Here is a 19,080-nt window from a genome sequence, read left to right as displayed (position 1 = left end):
CTAAATCGGATGGTCTGGCATGAAATTACAGCAGCTTCGTTATATCGTTGAGGTGGTGAATCACAACCTCAACGTCTCTTCTACCGCTGAGGGGTTATATACCTCGCAACCGGGCATCAGCAAACAGGTTCGTATGCTGGAGGACGAATTAGGTATCCAGATTTTCGCTCGCAGCGGTAAGCACCTTACGCAGGTGACACCCGCCGGGCAGGAAATCATTCGTATTGCCCGGGAAGTCCTCTCCAAAGTTGACGCTATTAAGTCCGTGGCGGGTGAACATACCTGGCCGGATAAAGGCTCGCTTTATATTGCCACAACGCATACTCAGGCGCGTTATGCGCTGCCAGGTGTTATTAAGGGCTTTATAGAACGTTATCCGCGCGTCTCTTTGCATATGCATCAGGGCTCGCCCACGCAAATCGCTGAAGCGGTTTCAAAGGGCAACGCGGACTTTGCCATCGCGACAGAAGCGCTTCACCTGTATGACGATCTGGTTATGCTACCGTGCTACCACTGGAATCGTTCTATCGTAGTGACCCCGGATCATCCGCTCGCGGGGAAAGGGTCGGTGACTATTGAAGAGCTGGCGCAATATCCTTTAGTGACATACACCTTCGGCTTCACCGGACGCTCTGAGCTTGATACGGCCTTTAACCGGGCGGGATTAACGCCGCGCATTGTCTTTACCGCCACGGATGCTGATGTCATTAAAACCTATGTGCGGCTTGGCCTGGGCGTTGGCGTGATTGCCAGCATGGCCGTCGACCCGGTTTCAGACCCGGATTTGGTTCGTCTTGATGCGCACGATATTTTCAGCCACAGCACGACCAAAATTGGTTTCCGTCGCAGCACCTTCCTGCGCAGCTATATGTATGATTTTATTCAACGCTTTGCCCCGCATTTAACGCGTGACGTGGTCGATACGGCGGTTGCATTACGTTCAAATGAAGATATTGAAGAGATGTTTAAAGACATCAAACTTCCGGCAAAATAATCACTCCCGGTATCTTTCCCTCACGGAAAGATACCGAATTAACTCCTCAAAGCTAAATCATAATTATCATCATCTACATTTTCCCTGCCATATAATGTCATTACCCATTTAATCTGTATGGTTTTAATGTCGTGAATTGGCGACAAAAGTAGAAAGTAATTTACGGCTACGCAAATATTTCTTTTCAATTATTTATTTCTGGTCAAAAGAATGAATATTTCCCACCAATTGATGCGTAAATTCACTGGCTTTTCGGCTAAAGTTTCTTTAGGATTTATCTCAACAGATGATTAATTGTACCAATTGTTTGGTCCTAAATGATAAGCGATATCGATTGTATGAGGTTAGCAATGCCTTCAGGAAGTGAAGAACCGCAAAGGGATCCTGCGCTCAAGCGTAAAGCCTGGCTGGCGGTCTTTCTCGTCTCCGCCCTGTTTTGGGTAGTGGTTGCTCTCCTTGCCTGGAAATATTGGGGTTGAATATGGCAGTGACGGTACGTACAGAAACGGTAAAACAGATGTGTCAGCATCGTGACAGTGGTCACAAAGGACGCAAAGCACCTGCGACCGTTGTCCCCGCGTCCTGGAAACTGACGCCACAGCAGCAAGCCTTTATTGATGTGTTCGCAGAAGACGAACCCAAAAAACAATAATTTAGTTAATTGCGTAATGATGCAAATAGTCTGAATAAAGACTCTGCACCTTTGTACTCTTTAATAAATACACATCAGCAATATAGAACTGAGGGCAAACCTCGGAGCCTTTTTAAAAATAATGCCTGGTGTACCCTATGATGAATAACATGATGTCTCACAAATACTGGTCATGGCTCGGCGTTTTTTCTGTGTCGATCCTGTTCTGGTCTCAGCTCATCTGGCTGGCCTTCCTGTAAATCCAAAACCTCGCTGCGGCGGGGTTTTTTGTTTTCGCACTTCACTGGACCATTCCTAAATTTATCAATTCGGGTTGTTATCAAAACGTTACGACATCTTTGTGTTATCTTTAATTACAGCCCTGATGATTGTCAGGACATCTCTGTAATTAAGGAGGAGCTTATGTCGTTAACCCTACGCGAAGCCAGTAAGGACACATTACAGGCAGAAAACAAAACCTGGCATTACTATAGCCTGCCACTGGCTGCCAGAACGCTTGGGGACATTTCGCGTTTACCCAAGTCCTTGAAAGTTTTGCTGGAAAACCTCTTACGCTGGCAGGATGGCGATTCCGTCACCCTTGAGGATATCCAGGCGCTGGCGGGGTGGCTGAAGAGTGCCCATGCCGACAGAGAAATAGCCTATCGCCCGGCGAGGGTCCTGATGCAGGACTTTACCGGTGTTCCTGCCGTGGTTGATTTAGCCGCCATGCGCGAAGCCGTTAAGCGCCTCGGGGGCGATACGGCAAAAGTGAATCCGCTTTCTCCCGTTGACCTCGTGATTGACCACTCCGTGACCGTTGACCACTTTGGTAATGATGACGCTTTTGGTGAAAACGTACGTCTGGAGATGGAACGTAACCACGAGCGCTATGTCTTCCTGAAATGGGGGCAACAGGCGTTCAGCCGCTTTAGCGTGGTTCCGCCTGGAACCGGTATTTGCCATCAGGTTAACCTCGAATATCTGGGCAAAGCCGTCTGGAGTGAATTGCAGGATAAAGAGTGGGTGGCTTATCCGGATACGCTGGTCGGGACGGATTCACATACCACCATGATTAACGGCCTCGGTGTGCTGGGGTGGGGCGTCGGGGGTATTGAAGCGGAAGCGGCTATGCTTGGTCAGCCGGTGTCGATGCTCATTCCTGATGTGGTGGGCTTCAAGCTCACCGGTAAGCTGTCGGAAGGCATTACCGCGACCGACCTGGTGTTAACCGTCACCCAGATGCTGCGTAAGCATGGGGTGGTGGGTAAATTTGTTGAATTCTACGGTGACGGACTGGATTCGCTGCCGCTGGCCGATCGCGCCACGATCGCCAATATGGCGCCGGAATATGGCGCGACCTGTGGCTTCTTCCCCATCGATGACGTCACGCTGGAATATATGCGCCTGAGTGGTCGCAGTGAAGAGCAGGTCGCGCTGGTCGAGGCCTACACTAAAGCGCAGGGGATGTGGCGAAACCCGGGTGATGAGCCGGTATTTACCAGCACGCTTGAGCTGGATATGGGAAGCGTCGAGGCGAGCCTTGCCGGGCCAAAACGCCCGCAGGATCGGGTCGCGTTACCGGACGTTCCAAAAGCTTTTGCCGCCAGCAATGAACTGGAAGTCAATGTCGCGAAAAAAGATCACCGTCCAATAGACTATGTCCTGAACGGACATCAGTATCAACTTCCGGATGGCGCGGTGGTTATTGCCGCTATCACCTCCTGCACCAACACCTCGAACCCAAGCGTTTTGATGGCCGCGGGGCTGTTGGCCAAAAAAGCCGTTGAGCTTGGTCTGAAACCACAGCCGTGGGTTAAGGCTTCGCTGGCCCCGGGCTCTAAAGTGGTTTCAGATTACCTGGCGCAGGCAAAACTCACCCCGTACCTTGACGAGCTGGGCTTTAATCTCGTGGGTTACGGATGTACTACCTGTATCGGTAACTCCGGTCCGCTGCCTGAGCCGATTGAAACGGCGATCAAGCAGGGCGATCTTACCGTGGGTGCGGTTCTTTCCGGTAACCGCAACTTTGAAGGGCGTATTCATCCGCTGGTGAAAACCAACTGGCTGGCCTCGCCGCCGCTGGTTGTGGCTTACGCTCTGGCGGGAAACATGAACATCAATCTCACGACAGACCCGATTGGTCACGATCGCAAGAACGAGCCTGTTTATCTGAAAGATATCTGGCCGTCTTCACGCGACATCGCGCGAGCCGTTGAAAAGGTCTCAACCGAAATGTTCCGCAAAGAGTATGCGGAAGTGTTTGAAGGCACACCGGAATGGAAAACAATTAACGTCGTGGGCTCGGATACCTATGACTGGCAGGATGATTCGACCTATATTCGTCTGTCACCGTTCTTTGATGACATGCTGGCTGAACCTGCTCCGCTTAAGGATATCCACGGGGCGCGTATTCTGGCGATGCTGGGCGATTCCGTTACCACGGACCACATCTCGCCGGCGGGCAGTATCAAAGCCGACAGTCCGGCTGGCCGCTATCTGCAAAGCCGGGGGGTGGAACGCCGGGACTTCAACTCCTACGGATCGCGTCGTGGTAACCACGAAGTGATGATGCGCGGGACGTTTGCCAACATCCGCATCCGCAACGAAATGGTTCCGGGCGTGGAAGGGGGCATGACGCGTCATTTACCTGGCACGGAAGTGGTTTCGATTTATGATGCCGCCGTCAAATACCAGCAGGAAGGCACGCCGCTGGCGGTGATTGCCGGTAAAGAGTATGGCTCCGGCTCCAGTCGAGACTGGGCAGCGAAAGGTCCGCGCCTGCTTGGGGTTCGCGTGGTCATTGCCGAATCTTTCGAGCGTATTCACCGTTCGAATCTTATCGGGATGGGGATCCTGCCGCTAGAGTTCCCGCAGGGCGTCACCCGTAAAACGCTGGGACTGACCGGGGAAGAGCAGATTGATATTAGTGGTCTGCAAAACCTGCAGCCGGGTAAAACGGTTCCGGTGACGTTAACGCGAGCAGACGGTAAAACGGAAGTGCTTGAATGCCGGTGTCGCATTGATACGGCAACCGAGCTGACCTACTACCAGAACGACGGCATATTACATTACGTGATTCGTAAAATGCTGGATTGACGCAGTCAGCCCGGCTCGCGATGGCGATGCCGGGCATCTCGCGATCACTCGCTCAGGAGGTGACCCATTTTGGCGGCTTTGGTATCAAGATAGTGGGCATTTTTCGGGTTGCGGCCGACAATCAGCGGAACACGTTCGACGATATTGATCCCCGCTTCGGTCAGGATTTCCACCTTTTTCGGGTTATTGGTCAGCAGACGGACCTCATCTACCCCCAGAAGCTTGAACATATCGGCGCACAGGGTAAAGTCGCGTTCATCGGCGGCGAACCCGAGCTGGTGGTTCGCTTCAACCGTATCGTATCCCTGATCCTGCAGCGCGTAGGCGCGGATTTTATTCAGCAGGCCAATATTACGACCTTCCTGACGGTGATAAAGCAGCACCCCACGACCTTCTTCAGCGATGTGAGAAAGGGCTGCTTCAAGCTGGAAACCGCAATCACAGCGCAGGCTGAACAAGGCATCGCCAGTCAGACACTCCGAATGTACGCGAGAGAGTACCGGCGTCTGTCCTGAAATGTCACCGAACACCAGCGCGACATGATCCTGTCCGGTTGCCAGTTCTTCAAATCCCACCATCAGGAAATCGCCCCATGGGGTTGGCAGTTTGGCTTCTGCCACACGTTTAAGCTGCATGTGATTCTCCAGAGTAGGCTGACACGTTTCGTGCCTTTCGCCTGTTTGGCTTTCTGTATCTGTTCATTTTGCCACAAGCTCAGCACGTTCGCCTAATGGGCGCCATGCTATATGGACGTTAAACGCACGATCCGACATATCCACCCAACAGATGAATTTCAGTTATGATTGTGGTGCTTAGCGAAAAAGGAGAAGACATGCTTTCAATCGCCAGACGTACGGCAGCAGGTGCGGCCATTCTACTTATTATGCCGCTGGCCGTATGGGTCTCAGGCTGGATGTGGCAGCCGGGGCAGAACGCCACATGGCTGAAAACATTATACTGGATAACGGAGACGGTCACCCAGCCGTGGGGAATTATCACGCATGTGATCCTTTGCGCCTGGTTTCTGTGGTGTTTGCGCTTTCGTCTGCGTGCGGCGCTGATGCTCTTTGCGATACTGGGTGGGGCGATCCTCATCGGTCAGGGCGTGAAGTCCTGGGTTAAAGATCATGTCCAGGAGCCGCGTCCTTTTGTCGTCTGGCTGGAAAAAGCGCACCATGTTCCGGTGGATGAGTTCTACAATTTAAAACGTAAAGATCGTGGTGCGCTGGTCAAAGAACAGCTTGCGGAACAGCAGGATATCCCGAAGTTCTTACGTAAACACTGGCAAAAAGAGACCGGGTTTGCTTTTCCTTCCGGCCATACCATGTTTGCTGCCAGCTGGGCGTTACTGGGAGTAGGGCTGCTTTGGCCACGGCGACGTACGGTCACGATCGCGATTTTACTGGTCTGGGCCACAGGGGTGATGGGCAGTCGTTTGCTGCTGGGGATGCACTGGCCGCGGGATTTGGTGGTGGCTACGCTGATCTCATGGCTGCTTGTGACGCTGGCAACATGGCTTGCTGAACGCATCTGCGGTCCGTTAACGCCACCGCCTGTCGAGGAAGAAGAGATCGCCGAAAGGGACCAAAGCGACGCCTGACGGTTGATATTCCGTGTTTTGCCCATAAATCCATGACTGGCGCGTCACTTTTTCCGTTTCGCGCCCGTCACTAAAATGGTAGTTTATAAGGCTGATTGCGGTGAGTTGAACACACTTTATTCGCTTGAACCACATAACGGGAAGTAATGTGAAATATTTACTCATTTTCTTACTGGTATTGGCGATTTTTGTCATTTCAGTCACATTGGGTGCACAAAACGATCAACAGGTGACGTTTAACTATCTGCTGGCGCAGGGCGAGTATCGTGTATCGAGCCTTCTGGCGGTTTTATTCGCCGCGGGCTTTGCGATTGGCTGGCTGGTATGCGGTCTTTTCTGGTTGAAAGTTCGTGTTTCACTTGCGCGCGCTGAACGTAAAATTAAACGACTCGAACATCAAATTGCGCCTGCGTCCGACATTCCGGAAAGCTCTGGTGTGCCGGTCGTCAAGGAATAATCGACTATGCTGGAGTTGTTGTTTCTGCTTTTGCCTGTAGCCGCAGCCTATGGCTGGTATATGGGCCGCAGAAGTGCGCAACAAACAAAACAGGATGAGGCTAACCGACTCTCCCGCGACTACGTTGCTGGGGTGAACTTCCTGCTGAGCAATCAACAGGACAAAGCAGTAGACCTGTTCCTCGATATGCTCAAAGAGGATACGGGCACCGTTGAAGCGCATCTCACCCTGGGAAACCTGTTCCGCTCGCGCGGCGAGGTTGATCGCGCCATTCGTATTCACCAGACCCTTATGGAAAGCGCCTCGTTGACCTACGATCAACGCCTGCTGGCGGTACAACAGCTGGGCCGTGATTACATGGCGGCGGGGCTGTACGACCGTGCAGAAGACATGTTCTCGCAGCTGGTGGATGAAACGGATTTCCGCGTCAGCGCCTTGCAGCAGCTGCTGCAGATTTATCAGGCCACCAGTGACTGGCAGAAAGCCATTGATACGGCCGAGCGTCTGGTGAAGCTGGGCAAAGATAAGCAGCGAGTTGAGATAGCCCACTTCTACTGTGAACTGGCCCTTCAGCAAATGGGCAACGACGACATGGACAAAGCCATGGCGTTGCTTAAAAAGGGTGCCGCCGCTGACCGTAACAGTGCGCGTATCTCCATCATGATGGGGCGCGTCTTTATGGCGAACGGCGACTATGCCAAAGCTGTAGAGAGCCTGTTGCGGGTTATTGACCAGGATAAAGAGCTGGTCAGTGAAACCCTCGACATGCTGCAAACCTGCTATCAACAACTGGATAAGCAGGATGAATGGGTGGCGTTCCTGCGACGTTGCGTGGAAGAGAACACCGGCGCGACTGCCGAACTGATGCTCTCGGACGTGGTTGAGCAGTATGAGGGCAGTGATACCGCGCAGGTCTATATTACGCGTCAGCTGCAACGTCATCCGACCATGCGGGTTTTCCATAAGCTGATGGACTACCACCTCAACGATGCAGAGGAAGGGCGCGCCAAAGAGAGCCTGATGGTACTGCGCGACATGGTAGGCGAGCAGGTACGAAGCAAACCGCGCTATCGTTGCCAGAAATGTGGGTTTACGGCGTATACGCTGTACTGGCACTGTCCTTCATGCCGGGCATGGTCGACCATCAAGCCAATCCGAGGCCTTGATGGGCAGTAATTTTTAAAAACGATCTATTTTAGTTACAACATACTGATGGGTTTTCAGAACCCATCGAGTCCGTGCGGTTTGCCGGCCAGGCAGGAGAGTAAATCGATCCTGTCAATTTTCAGCGCTGGCAGGTAGAATGCTCGCCGTTTATCTGTTCCGCGCCGCTGCGCGCCCATAGACGAAAAGGGCTGGTCATGACGTCTGTTACTTCCTCCGCTTCCCGCGTAATTACTGATTCTCCTGTTGTTGTTGCGCTTGATTACAATAAACGTGACGCGGCACTGGCCTTTGTCGACGGTATAGACCCTCGCGACTGCCGTCTGAAAGTTGGCAAAGAGATGTTCACGCTGTTTGGACCGCAGATCGTACGCGACCTGCAACAGCGCGGTTTTGACGTTTTCCTCGACCTTAAATTCCACGATATCCCGAATACTACCGCGCACGCCGTGGCTGCTGCTGCCGAACTGGGGGTATGGATGGTCAATGTGCATGCATCGGGTGGGGCAAGAATGATGACCGCGGCCCGTGAAGCGCTCCTGCCGTTCGGCAGCGACGCACCGTTGCTGATTGCGGTTACCGTGCTGACCAGTATGGATGAGAGTGATTTACGCGATCTCGGTGTGACGTTGTCACCTGCTGAGCATGCAGAGCGTCTCGCGCGCCTGACGCAAAATTGCGGGCTTGATGGTGTCGTTTGTTCCGCGCAGGAAGCCGTGCGTTTCAAATCAGAACTGGGCCAGGCTTTCAAACTTGTTACCCCAGGTATCCGCCCGGCCGGCAGCGAGGCCGGCGATCAGCGTCGCATTATGACGCCTGAACAGGCGCTGGCGGCAGGGGTAGACTATATGGTCATCGGGCGTCCTGTGACGCAATCGGCTAACCCGTCAGAGACGCTCAAGGCGATCAATGCATCACTGAAAAAGGGGGCATAATGACTGATTCAAACAGTCGTCTGGTCTACTCAACAGAAAGTGGGCGTATAGACGAACCAAAAGCGAAAGCCGAGCGCCCGAAGGGGGACGGTATTGTTCGTATCCAGCGTCAAACCAGTGGACGCAAAGGTAAGGGCGTATGCCTTATCTCCGGCATTGATCTTGACGACGCGGAACTGGTTAAGCTGGCCGCCGATCTGAAAAAGAAATGTGGCTGCGGTGGTGCCGTGAAAGACGGCATTATCGAAATCCAGGGCGATAAACGTGATTTAATTAAATCCCTGCTCGAAGCCAAAGGCATGAAAGTGAAACTGGCGGGCGGCTAAAATAGATGAGCCACGGCATTTGCCGTGGCTCTTTTTTTTACGTGCGTAAGTCAGACCTGAAATGCGTTCTAATATCGCAGTACCGGTGAAGGCTTATTTAATAATTATTTGCCGACCTGGTGACCGATAATACCACCGACAGCAGCGCCACCTAATGTACCCAGCGTACTGCCATCTGTTAATACCGCACCGCCCAGAGCACCAGCACCGGCACCAATTGCGGTGTTGCGGTCACGTTTAGACCAGTTAGAGCAAGCGCTCAGGGACATTGCTACAGTGATTGCCAGAACAGCGGCGGCTAATTTTTTGCTGGTTAAGGTCATAATACTTTCTCCTGAATTATCGATTCACGGAAAGAGCTACGCTTTAAGTATAGACGAATTGAATACTTAAAAACTGTTTTCCGTGAAAGCTGGTCGCGCAGGCGTTACGTAATCACGCAGGTGATAGTCACTTCCTGTTATATCGCTAACATTAATTTTACGACTTTAAGGCGGGTTAAACAGGTAAAAACTCTTAAAGGAGGGTTAGGAATCATCTCAGACAGTAGGGACATAGGCGCCCGACATTCGGGCGCTTAAAGGACTCAGGACGACTTTTTAATAATATTGACGATAAGACCGTCATCTTCCAGTTTAATACGATGCTCATCGCTCAAACGTTCGTCGGTAATTACGCGGCTAAAGCGAGAGACTGGCCCCATGGTATAAGGGTGAACGGCGCCAAATTTTGAGCTGTCAGTCAGCACAATGGCTTCACACTCTTTTTCCAGCACCGCATTCACCACATCAGAACGCATCATATCGCGGCCGGTGAAGCCCGTTTCTGGCTGCCAGCCATCAATACCAATAAAGGCCTTGCTGAAATGGACCTGCTGAACATACTGGCGGGTCAGGGGGCCAACCATGCTTTCGCTTTTTTTCTGGTAAATGCCGCCCAGCAGGATCACCTCGCAGCGGGTCTCTTTGAGCAGGTGCGCGATATAGCTACTGACCGTGATGATAGTAACGTCTTTCTGTTCGGCAAGCGTGCGCGCCAGTAAGGCATTGCTACTGCCGTTTTCGATAAACACCGTCTCACCATTGTTGACTAAAGACGCGGCAAACTCCGCCAGTTCACGCTTCAGGGCGTAGTTGTTCATCATGCGCGTCTCAACATCCTCGCTATCGAGCGGGACCGCATACCCATGCGCACGACGCAGGTAGCTCTGTTTCTCCAGGAGGTTAAGATCCTGGCGGATGGTGACTTCTGAAACGCCGGTGGTTTTAGCGAGATCGACTACGCTGACGCGTCCCTGGTCAATGACCATCTGCAAAATGATTTGTTGTCGGGAATTCATAGCATCCAATTAATAAAGCGAAACAGGTTCGAAAACAGCAGGATCAAACTTCCCACGGCGCTTTTGGCTGTCCGTTCTCAGGCGCGTTTTCAGCACCCTTCTGAGCAAGAAGTTCAGACTTCAGGATCTCCAGATTACGGATCGCCGAGTGATAATCGCCTGCCACCAGGATATCCAGCACGGTATCAATACGTTGTGCTACAGCTTGTGCATCAATAGTAGACATAATCTCACCCCAGGTGCGAAAAGGTAATATTTTCAATGATGCAGAAAATGGGATCAAAAGAGAAGGGAAAAAATGCAATAACTAAATTACATAAATGAAAGTGATAAATTTATTCCCCCACATGCTGCGGGCTTAATGAGTGGATTAGTCTAAAACTGCGCGCAAGGCGCTTTTTCTGTGAGGAATTAGACTATGACAGTTATCAACCAGCCTACCTGCACCCTGTTTACCGATACTGAACGTTTCACACAGTTGTCAGCCTACTACGAGGAAGAGCGGCACACCATCTGGATGATGCTGCGGGCGCAACCTCGTCCTTGTTTTAATCATGCGTTAATTGAGGAGATCATGAACCTCTCCTGGCTGGTTCGCCAGTCCGGGTATCTTGTCGATTTTTGGGTAACCGGGTCACTGGTTCCTGAAATGTATAATGCGGGAGGCGATTTACAGTTCTTCGTAGAGTGCATTCAAAATGGACGGCGTGAAGCGTTACGCGCGTATGCACGTGCCTGCGTCGACTGTGTCCACGCAGCGTCGCGGGGGTTTGATACGGGCGCGGTCTCTCTGGCAATGGTTGAAGGCAGCGCGCTAGGCGGTGGGTTTGAGGCTGCGCTGGCACACCATTTTGTTCTCTCTCAGCGCGATGCCCGTCTGGGCTTCCCGGAAATTGCCTTCAACCTGTTCCCGGGCATGGGGGCATATTCGCTGGTCGCACGTCGGGCAGGGATGAAACTGGCGGAAGAACTCATCTACAAGGGGGAGTCGCATACGGCAGAATGGTACGAACAGCATGGATTGGTCGATGTGCTGTTTGAGCCCGGGCAGAGCTACGTCTCCGTCAGAACCTTCATCGACACGCTGCGGCCGAAGCTGAACGGGGTAAGGGCGATGTTGCGCGCCCGAACCCGGGTACTGCAACTGCCGCGCAGTGAACTGATGGATATCACGGAAGACTGGGTTGATGCGGCGTTTTGCCTCGAGCCAAAAGATATCGCCTATATGGAGCGTCTGGTGATGCTGCAAAACCGCCATCATGGGGCATTACGCAAAGCCAGTTAACGCTGTTTTCGCGACTGATATCGCTTTAGCCATCGCTCGAATGCGGCAGCGGGCATTGGCTTAGCGAAGAGAAAGCCCTGCCGTTCGTTGACGCCGTTCTTGGTCAGAAAGGCGTCTTCTTTCGCGCTCTCGACCCCTTCAGCAATGACCTGCAGGTTTAATGCCTGTGCCACCGCGACGATGGCCCGCACCAGAGACTGGGAGATCGATTGTTTATGTATATCCCTGACGAAGGATTGATCAAGTTTAATGGCGTCGATAGGGAACCGCGCCAGCTGCGACAGAGACGAGTAGCCGGTGCCGAAATCATCAAGATGAATTTGCGCGCCAAGTTTGCTGAACTGCTGGATCACAGAGAGCGCCAGCTCTTCGTTTTCGATAAGGCAGCTTTCCGTGAGTTCAACGTCGATAGGGCAGTATTCAAAATCCAGATCCTTCAGCGCCTGCTTTAAATCGCTGAAAATGGTCTGGTCGGCCAGCTGACGTGCGGAGACGTTGACCGCCACGCGCAGGTTAATCCCCTTATCGCGCCATTTAGCCACCTGGCGCACCACATCAAGCATCACCCAGCGGCCCAGCGGGACAATCAATCCCGACTCCTCGGCATAAGAAATAAACTCCAGCGGAGGGATTAAACCGCGTTCCGGCGACTGCCAGCGCACCAGCGCTTCAAGACTTCGGATTTCACCCCGCCAGGTAATTTTAGGCTGGTAGTGAATCAGAAGTTGATCGTTATCCAGCGCTTTACGCAGGTTGGTATCCAGCCAGAGATATTCAAATACGCGCTGGTTCATCTCGGGTGAGAAGACGCAGAACTTGCCCCGGCCATTCTCTTTCGCCGTGTACATGGCGGTATCGGCATTACGGATGACGCTTTCCCTGTCGTTACCGTGCTGCGGGGCGAGGGCGATACCGAGCGAGCAACCGGTGTAAATTTCTATCAGGCCGATTCTGAACGGCTGGCGCAGACGGGTTAAGATCCGCGACGCCATGGCTTCCAGAGCGCCCTGAGAGGTATCTGTGGCCATGACAATAAACTCATCGCCGCCAAGTCGCGCCAGCACCTGACCGTCATCCAGACAGCTCAGAATGGCCAGAGCGACAGCCTGCAACAGCTGGTCGCCAAACATATGCCCGTAGGCATCGTTGACCTTTTTAAAGTTATCCAGGTCGAGATACACCACGCCGACCTGCGTTTCACCGCGGCTGGCGATGGCATCAGAAATCAGTTCGTGGATCGCATTACGGTTTGGTAAACCGGTGATGGTGTCGGTATTGGCCAGCACGCGCAGACGCTCCTGGGCGCGGCGCTCCTCGGTAATGTCGGTGCCGGAACAGATAAGGAAAATTTCATTTTTGCCGCTGCCACTATGAACAAACTTGTTTCTGAACAAAAACAACCGTTGCCCTTTACGCGTTTTGATCCAGCGTTCGACCTCGTAGGAGCTGCCGTTGCGAAAAAAACCGGTGATATTGCGCTTCGAAGCTGCCGCTTCGCTGCGGCTCATAAACAGCTTGAAGACGTTCTGGCCAATAACTTCTTGTTCTTTCAGACCGGTATATTCTTCACTCAGCCGGTTAAAACGCTGAATATTGCCGTTATGATCGAGAATAACGATGACGGAGTTGGCTTCAGAGACAACCTGTTCAGCAAAAGAGAGGCCCTGAGCCAGGTCACGAGCCACGGAGGGCGTATCGTTCCACGCTGACGCGGTGCCGGCCCATTCATTTCGGGTTATTTTGCGCCCCACAAGATGAACCGGGACATCTTCGCCGTACAACGAGAGCGTCATGGAGATGCTGGAGGTAATGACGGTTAACTGGCGGATGAGTTCGGCTTGTTCATCATCCAGCGCCACCACCTCAGTCACATCGGAATTTTCGCTGGCGGCAAGGTGCAGAGCGTTGCTGTCAGCTGTCATTCGCCACCAGGGGCTATGCGTACCCATGTAACGAAACAGCAAATTCTGCTCCAGATCGTCCATCATGTTTTCTCCCGCAGCTGCTCATTAGCGCACAAATCATTCATTTGCCGTCGACTTTTCCGTTGTGAAACAGCGGCAACCCAAAAATGAACGTCGTGTTTTTTCCCGGTTTTCTTATAAAAAACGCGTCTGGCGAAAAAGGCTATTTATTGTATAAAAATTCACGTAATCGAATATAACGGCACTCTTTTACTGTAGATAATTATGGCAATTTTGGGCGGGAAGACGCTGAAAATAGTACGAAAAAATAATGATTTTGCGGCGGGGGTTCAAAAGAAAAATTGTCGGCGCTTCCCGAAGGGAAACGGCCGACAATTTAAGCGGTTATCAGGCGACCGGGCGCGCGATAACGCTGCGGGTTTCCATGCGAACTTCAGCGATGTTTACGTCAATCACGTCTGTGACTTTGTAAACTGTTTCGCCTTTGATTTGCACAGTACCATTTTCCTGGCTGCAGACCAGTTCGTCACGGACGGCATGCAGGAACGGGGCAGGGATAAAGGCGACGGCACCGTTATCCACCAGGCGAACGCGCATACCGCCCCGGCTGATATCAATGATTTCTGCGGCAAAGCGAGTATCTGTACCCGCTTTATCCTGCAGGTAGCGTGCGTACAGCCAGTCTCCCACGTCACGTTCCGCCATACGGTTCAGGCGACGTCGTTCGGCCATCTGCAGGGTGGTGTCATTTTGCGGACGCGCAATGGACTCACCCTTAATGATCGCCTTCAGCAGACGGTGGTTGACCATGTCACCATACTTACGAATAGGTGACGTCCAGGTCGCGTAGGCTTCCAGGCCGAGGCCAAAGTGTGGACCCGGCTCGGTGCTGATTTCAGCAAAGGACTGGAAGCGACGGATACGGCTGTCGAGGAAACCGGATGGCTGTGCATCCAGCTCGCGGCGCAGCTTACAGAAGCCCTGCAGCGTCAGCACTTCTTCAGGGTCAACGTGCACATCGTGGTTCTTCAGCAGGGCCGCCAGCGCTTCGGTATTGGCCGGATCAAAACCGGTGTGGACGTTGTAAATACCAAAGCCCAGCTTGTCACGCAGGACGCGAGCGGCACAAATGTTGGCAGAAATCATCGCTTCTTCAACAATGCGGTTCGCAATGCGACGCGGTTCGGCCACGATATTCAACACCTCGCCTTTCTCACCCAGCACAAAGCGATAGTCCGGACGCTCCTTAAAGACCAGCGCATGGGTTTTACGCCACTCGCCGCGGTTCAGACAAATGCGGTGCAGCAGGCGGATCTGTGCGGCAATCGCGTCTGATTCCGGTTTCCAGGTGCCGGTATTCTCAAGCCAGTCGGAAACATTGTCGTAGGCCAGCTTGGCTTTCGATTCGATGGTTGCGGCAAAAAATTCAATATCGTCTTCGATCGCGCCATCGGCGGCGATGGTCATGCGGCAGGCAAGGACCGGACGCACTTCATTTGGACGCAGTGAGCAGAGGTCATCTGACAGTTCGCGCGGCAACATGGGGATGTTGAAGCCCGGCAGGTAGTTAGTGAACGATCGGACTTTTGCCATATCGTCCAGCTTGCTGCCTTCAACGATCCATGCGGTGGGATCGGCAATGGCGACGGTCAAATGCACTTTGCCATCAGCGCTCTCTTCCGCATACAGCGCATCATCCATATCTTCTGTGCTGGCGCTGTCGATAGTGACAAACTCCAGGGCAGTGAGGTCGCGACGCGTCAGGCCTTCGTCCTGCATTTCAGTCGCTACGCCGTCTGGCGCTTCTTTCTCAAGATTATGGCGTGCAAGCGTCACCCACCATGGCACGAAATGGTCGTCGCCAAAGGTGATGAACTGGGTCAGTTCAGCATAAAAGCCACGATCGCCTTTCAGAGGATGACGGCGCATTTCTGCTACGGCCCAGTCACCTTCTTTGAAATCATGCTCAACACCACGGGCGGCGCGGCAAGGAATGGCATCTTTCAGCAGGGGATGATCCGGCACGATAGAAAGACGATCGTCTTTTCGCTGGACCTTACCCACGAAGCGGGTCAGGAACGGTTCGATCAGTTCTTCCGGCTCGGCGGACTCACGTTCCTTTTCGGTATGAATGACGGCCGTAATGCGGTCGCCATGCATCACTTTCTTCATCTGCGGTGGCGGAATGAAGTAGCTTTTCTGCGCATCAACTTCAAGGAAGCCAAAGCCCTTTTCCGTGGCTTTTACGACCCCTTCTGCACGCGGCGTCTGGGAATGCAGTTGCTGTTTAAGCTGCGCTAGCAGCGGGTTGTCCTGAAACATAATGTTCTATTTTCGTAGCCATTGAGCGGCTGACAGTTTTACGCGATTCTCACTGTCACAGCAAGCGGTCTTTGGGTAATTAGTATGGTTATTCCCCTTTGCCAAACGCGACTTTCAGGCGTTCAAGCCAGCCATCCATCGCGCTCCGGGTGAGCAGTTTTATCGCCCGTACCGCAGGCAGTCCTTGTTCAGTGAGCGGGGTGAACTGTGCGGCACTGAAGCGGTCCGGAGAACGCGTCAACAAGTCGATTGCCGCCGAAAGCGCCGGCGAATCAAGAGAAATATCATCATGGCTGTTTACCAGGATCTCACCCGTCAGGTCGAGCAGGATGGGCTCATGGCTGAGTACCGGCGTCAGCGCTTCAAGGGCGGGTTCGGCCTGCCAGCGGGAAAGCGATTCAAGCTGATGCGCGCTGGCATAACGCAGTTCAACGACAGGTAAAAGCGCCACCCAGGACTCAGGAGCTGCTGGCAGCGTGTGCGGCTGAATATGGTGGCCGGGTAGCCAGCGTACAGGATGCCCCAGCAGGGCCTGAAAGACGGCCACCACGCGTGCCTGAAAACCAATAAAGCCGATAATCTGATTAATAAGCACCATGTCGTAGGTTGTCAGGCCCACCTCATCAAGCTGCTGCTGTGCTTTATCATCGATGACATCAGGTGAGCTGGCGAGCTGACGGGCGTACTGGGTGATTTGTGCCAGGCGGCGGTTACTTTCGCGTGAGGAGTCAGGGCCGGGAAGCGGGGCGAGGAGGGCGGCATAGTGGTTACACAACCGTTGGACGCCACAGGCCTGCGCGACCGTTAATGCAGTACTCAATCTGTCGTAGGCGCTGAGCGTATGCAGCCGGTTAACGGAGATTGAGAGCGGAAACAACAGGTGGCATAAGGTTCTGGCAGGGGTGAGCCAGCCAGTACAGGCGGCGACAATCTCGTCAGGCAGGGCTAAATCGAGCAAAAAACGATCGTCGACGTTAGCGGCTTCGGGCACCAGAGGCAGAACATCCGTCTGCGCGTGGTTTGACTGGGTTTCGTGGTACCAGTGGCCTTTGCCGGAAAAACGGCGTTGTTCCATGGGCGTTCCTTGATCTCAAAATGGCGATCAATATCCTGGCGTAAGGCAGATGTGGGGAAAAATATTGTTAGGTGATAACAAATAGCTGAACGGAATAACGAAGGGGTCGGGCGGAGGAAGGAAAACTCTCTTCCCGTGAGGGAAGAGAGTCACAGCTTATTTAATTTCCAGCTCGTTCATTGCAGCGATGTTGAAGCCGCCGTCAACGTGAACCACTTCGCCGGAGATACCCGCGGAAAGGTCAGAGCACAGGAACGCTGCAGAGTTACCCACATCTTCAATGGTAACGGTACGACGAATCGGAGTAACCGCTTCGCAGTGCGCCAGCATTTTACGGAAATCTTTGATACCGGAAGCTGCCAGGGTACGGATTGGACCCGCAGAGATAGCGTTCACACGCACACCTTCTGGACCCATCGCGTTCGCCATGTAGCGGACGTTTGCTTCCAGAGACGCTTTAGCCAGACCCATAACGTTGTAGTTAGGGATAGCACGTTCTGCGCCCAGATAGGACAGGGTCAGCAGAGCTGCGCCGGGGTTCAGCATCGCACGGCAAGATTTAGCCATTGCCACGAAGCTGTAGGAGCTGATGTCGTGAGCGATTTTGAAGCCATCACGGGTTACCGCGTTCACGTAGTCGCCGTCCAGCTGATCGCCAGGAGCGAAGCCGATGGAGTGAACGAAACCGTCGAATTTCGGCCATGCTTTTGCCAGTTCAGCAAACATGCCATCGATGCTTTCGTCTTGTGCAACGTCGCATTCCAGAACAAGGCTGGAACCCAGCTGCGCGGCAAACTCTTCTACACGGCCTTTCAGCTTGTCGTTCTGGTAGGTGAACGCCAGCTCAGCGCCTTCGCGATGCATAGCCTGTGCGATGCCGTATGCGATGGACAGTTTGCTGGCAACGCCAGTTACCAGAATGCGCTTACCGGAAAGAAAACCCATAGATTTAATCCTTATATTCATTGCTTATTTTTTGCCTTGTAAATCATAGCATTACAGGCAACATTTCAAAGTCATTCGAAATTAGCTCGAAATTATATCCCACTCAGTGCCCCTTGTGTCACGCTATTTCTCGCTCAAAGCCCGTGACGTATGTCATGGAAGGGGGTGAGCGAACGCGTTATCACGCTGTTTCACAGGCATCCGTCCATTATATCACTGCGCGGCCGGTTCGCCTCATCCAACCAGAGGCGGGCGTTTTTGCGCAAAATGATCCGTTCAGTGGATTTTACGTATTACAATCCAGTTAGAGTCAAAACATGAAAGAAATCATTAACAAACACGTTATAGACTGGGTTGAAGATAATATTTTATCTCTGGAGCATATCGATCGGCTGGTCGTAAAAACGGGTTACAGCAGAAGGACGCTCGAAATCTGGTTTAAACACCAATTCCACCAGTCGCTGGGTGAGTATATGCTCAGGAGACGAATGAGCTATGCCGCGTCTTTATTAAGGATGACGTCGCTGCCGGTCACCGAAATCGCTCACATTTTTCAGTATCATAGTGGACAGGGTTTTGCCCGCGCGTTTAAGAAATTGACCGGGAAAACACCGTCTCAATATCGAAGCGATGAAATATGGGACTTCCAGCGTTACCATCCTTCACTGTTATTAGAAGGGCTCCGTAAACCTGACGTGAAGATATGTCGGCTGGCGCGGACGTTTTCCTATAACGATACCCTGACGGAATATGATCATATTTTTAATCCTGCGATACAGGATGTGACCAAAAGACTGAGAAAACTTTTGCTTGATCATCGTGGGAGGGTAAAAGAAATCGCCATCAGGGGACGGCGTCCAGAAGGCCTAGATAAAAGCCGGGAAAACATGGCTGAAGTCATAATTGATTATCTGTCACCGGATAATACGTCGCACCAAAAACAGGAATATCATTTTTCCGGTAAATATGCCGTTATGCGGTAA

20 protein-coding genes are annotated in these 19,080 nt (G+C 52.6%); 12 read left to right on the top strand and 8 right to left on the bottom strand.

The annotated features are described in order from the left end of the window. The first annotated feature begins 19 nt into the window (after positions 1-19). From cysB to acnA, 5 genes are all read left to right on the top strand, one after another. Positions 20-994 carry an HTH-type transcriptional regulator CysB gene (cysB, locus tag JTA15_RS07615; RefSeq protein WP_006175683.1) on the top strand — a complete coding sequence of 325 codons (975 nt, stop codon included), beginning with the start codon at positions 20-22 and terminating at the stop codon, positions 992-994. A 338-nt stretch (positions 995-1,332) separates the two neighbouring features. Continuing rightward, the gene (locus tag JTA15_RS07610) at positions 1,333-1,473 is read left to right on the top strand and encodes a YmiA family putative membrane protein (protein WP_214579162.1); all 141 of its coding nucleotides are present in this window, start codon (positions 1,333-1,335) and stop codon (positions 1,471-1,473) included. Between the two features lie 2 nt (positions 1,474-1,475). After that, on the top strand, positions 1,476-1,646 hold the full coding sequence (locus tag JTA15_RS07605; RefSeq protein ID WP_032669764.1) for a hypothetical protein: 171 nt from the start codon (positions 1,476-1,478) through the stop codon (positions 1,644-1,646). Between the two features lie 140 nt (positions 1,647-1,786). Continuing rightward, positions 1,787-1,885 carry a small membrane protein YmiC gene (gene ymiC, locus JTA15_RS21710; RefSeq protein WP_032669830.1) on the top strand — a complete coding sequence of 33 codons (99 nt, stop codon included), beginning with the start codon at positions 1,787-1,789 and terminating at the stop codon, positions 1,883-1,885. A 163-nt stretch (positions 1,886-2,048) separates the two neighbouring features. Continuing rightward, positions 2,049-4,724, top strand: coding sequence for an aconitate hydratase AcnA (gene acnA, locus JTA15_RS07600; RefSeq protein ID WP_138013898.1), 2,676 nt, complete (start codon positions 2,049-2,051; stop codon positions 4,722-4,724). A gap of 44 nt (positions 4,725-4,768) precedes the next feature. Here the strand turns inward: acnA and ribA are convergent, their stop codons facing one another. Then, positions 4,769-5,359, bottom strand: coding sequence for a GTP cyclohydrolase II (ribA, locus tag JTA15_RS07595; RefSeq protein WP_003856813.1), 591 nt, complete (start codon positions 5,357-5,359; stop codon positions 4,769-4,771). A gap of 197 nt (positions 5,360-5,556) precedes the next feature. Between ribA and pgpB the strand changes: the two genes are divergently transcribed. From pgpB to yciH, 5 genes are all read left to right on the top strand, one after another. Continuing rightward, positions 5,557-6,324, top strand: coding sequence for a phosphatidylglycerophosphatase B (gene pgpB, locus JTA15_RS07590; RefSeq protein WP_020882442.1), 768 nt, complete (start codon positions 5,557-5,559; stop codon positions 6,322-6,324). A gap of 148 nt (positions 6,325-6,472) precedes the next feature. After that, complete coding sequence (locus tag JTA15_RS07585) at positions 6,473-6,781, top strand: LapA family protein (protein ID WP_013096374.1); 309 nt, start codon at positions 6,473-6,475, stop codon at positions 6,779-6,781. 6 nt (positions 6,782-6,787) lie between these two features. Continuing rightward, on the top strand, positions 6,788-7,957 hold the full coding sequence (lapB, locus tag JTA15_RS07580; RefSeq protein ID WP_014170367.1) for a lipopolysaccharide assembly protein LapB: 1,170 nt from the start codon (positions 6,788-6,790) through the stop codon (positions 7,955-7,957). Positions 7,958-8,142: 185 nt separating this feature from the next. Beyond that, positions 8,143-8,880, top strand: a complete 738-nt coding sequence (gene pyrF, locus JTA15_RS07575; protein ID WP_020882443.1) for an orotidine-5'-phosphate decarboxylase — start codon at positions 8,143-8,145, stop codon at positions 8,878-8,880. Further along, positions 8,880-9,206 carry a stress response translation initiation inhibitor YciH gene (yciH, locus tag JTA15_RS07570; protein ID WP_014170365.1) on the top strand — a complete coding sequence of 109 codons (327 nt, stop codon included), beginning with the start codon at positions 8,880-8,882 and terminating at the stop codon, positions 9,204-9,206. Before pyrF ends, yciH begins: the two co-directional genes overlap by 1 nt. A 104-nt stretch (positions 9,207-9,310) precedes the next feature. Here yciH and osmB read toward each other — a convergent pair whose 3' ends face one another. From osmB to JTA15_RS07555, 3 genes are all read right to left on the bottom strand, one after another. Then, entirely contained in the window at positions 9,311-9,529 is a 219-nt protein-coding gene (gene osmB, locus JTA15_RS07565) for an osmotically-inducible lipoprotein OsmB (protein WP_008501216.1), read from the bottom strand. Positions 9,530-9,792: 263 nt separating this feature from the next. Next, positions 9,793-10,545: a DNA-binding transcriptional regulator YciT gene (locus tag JTA15_RS07560; RefSeq protein ID WP_020882444.1), complete on the bottom strand. Its 753-nt coding sequence runs from the start codon at positions 10,543-10,545 to the stop codon at positions 9,793-9,795. 43 nt (positions 10,546-10,588) lie between these two features. After that, on the bottom strand, positions 10,589-10,771 hold the full coding sequence (locus JTA15_RS07555) for a hypothetical protein (protein ID WP_025204000.1): 183 nt from the start codon (positions 10,769-10,771) through the stop codon (positions 10,589-10,591). A gap of 192 nt (positions 10,772-10,963) precedes the next feature. Between JTA15_RS07555 and JTA15_RS07550 the strand changes: the two genes are divergently transcribed. Further along, a complete protein-coding gene (locus JTA15_RS07550; protein ID WP_014170362.1) occupies positions 10,964-11,830 on the top strand; it encodes a crotonase/enoyl-CoA hydratase family protein in 867 nt (288 codons plus the stop codon). On the opposite strand, the gene pdeR is transcribed toward JTA15_RS07550, so the two are convergent. From pdeR to fabI, 4 genes are all read right to left on the bottom strand, one after another. Further along, positions 11,827-13,818 carry a cyclic di-GMP phosphodiesterase gene (pdeR, locus tag JTA15_RS07545; protein WP_219373069.1) on the bottom strand — a complete coding sequence of 664 codons (1,992 nt, stop codon included), beginning with the start codon at positions 13,816-13,818 and terminating at the stop codon, positions 11,827-11,829. The two genes, JTA15_RS07550 and pdeR, sit on opposite strands and share 4 nt — an antisense overlap. Positions 13,819-14,142: 324 nt before the next feature. Continuing rightward, a complete protein-coding gene (locus JTA15_RS07540) occupies positions 14,143-16,077 on the bottom strand; it encodes an exoribonuclease II (protein ID WP_219373068.1) in 1,935 nt (644 codons plus the stop codon). A gap of 88 nt (positions 16,078-16,165) precedes the next feature. Further along, positions 16,166-17,152, bottom strand: a complete 987-nt coding sequence (locus JTA15_RS07535) for a CMD domain-containing protein (protein ID WP_014170359.1) — start codon at positions 17,150-17,152, stop codon at positions 16,166-16,168. 156 nt (positions 17,153-17,308) lie between these two features. Next, a complete protein-coding gene (fabI, locus tag JTA15_RS07530; RefSeq protein WP_020882447.1) occupies positions 17,309-18,097 on the bottom strand; it encodes an enoyl-ACP reductase FabI in 789 nt (262 codons plus the stop codon). A 317-nt stretch (positions 18,098-18,414) separates the two neighbouring features. Between fabI and JTA15_RS07525 the strand changes: the two genes are divergently transcribed. Further along, on the top strand, positions 18,415-19,080 hold the full coding sequence (locus JTA15_RS07525; protein ID WP_255580169.1) for a helix-turn-helix transcriptional regulator: 666 nt from the start codon (positions 18,415-18,417) through the stop codon (positions 19,078-19,080).

The organism is Enterobacter sp. BIDMC 29 (genome assembly GCF_019378755.1).
GTDB classification, from domain to species: Bacteria; Pseudomonadota; Gammaproteobacteria; order Enterobacterales; family Enterobacteriaceae; genus Enterobacter; species Enterobacter ludwigii.
The sequence above is the reverse complement of the archived record's forward strand: the minus strand, read 5'-3'. Positions and strand labels throughout refer to the sequence as shown.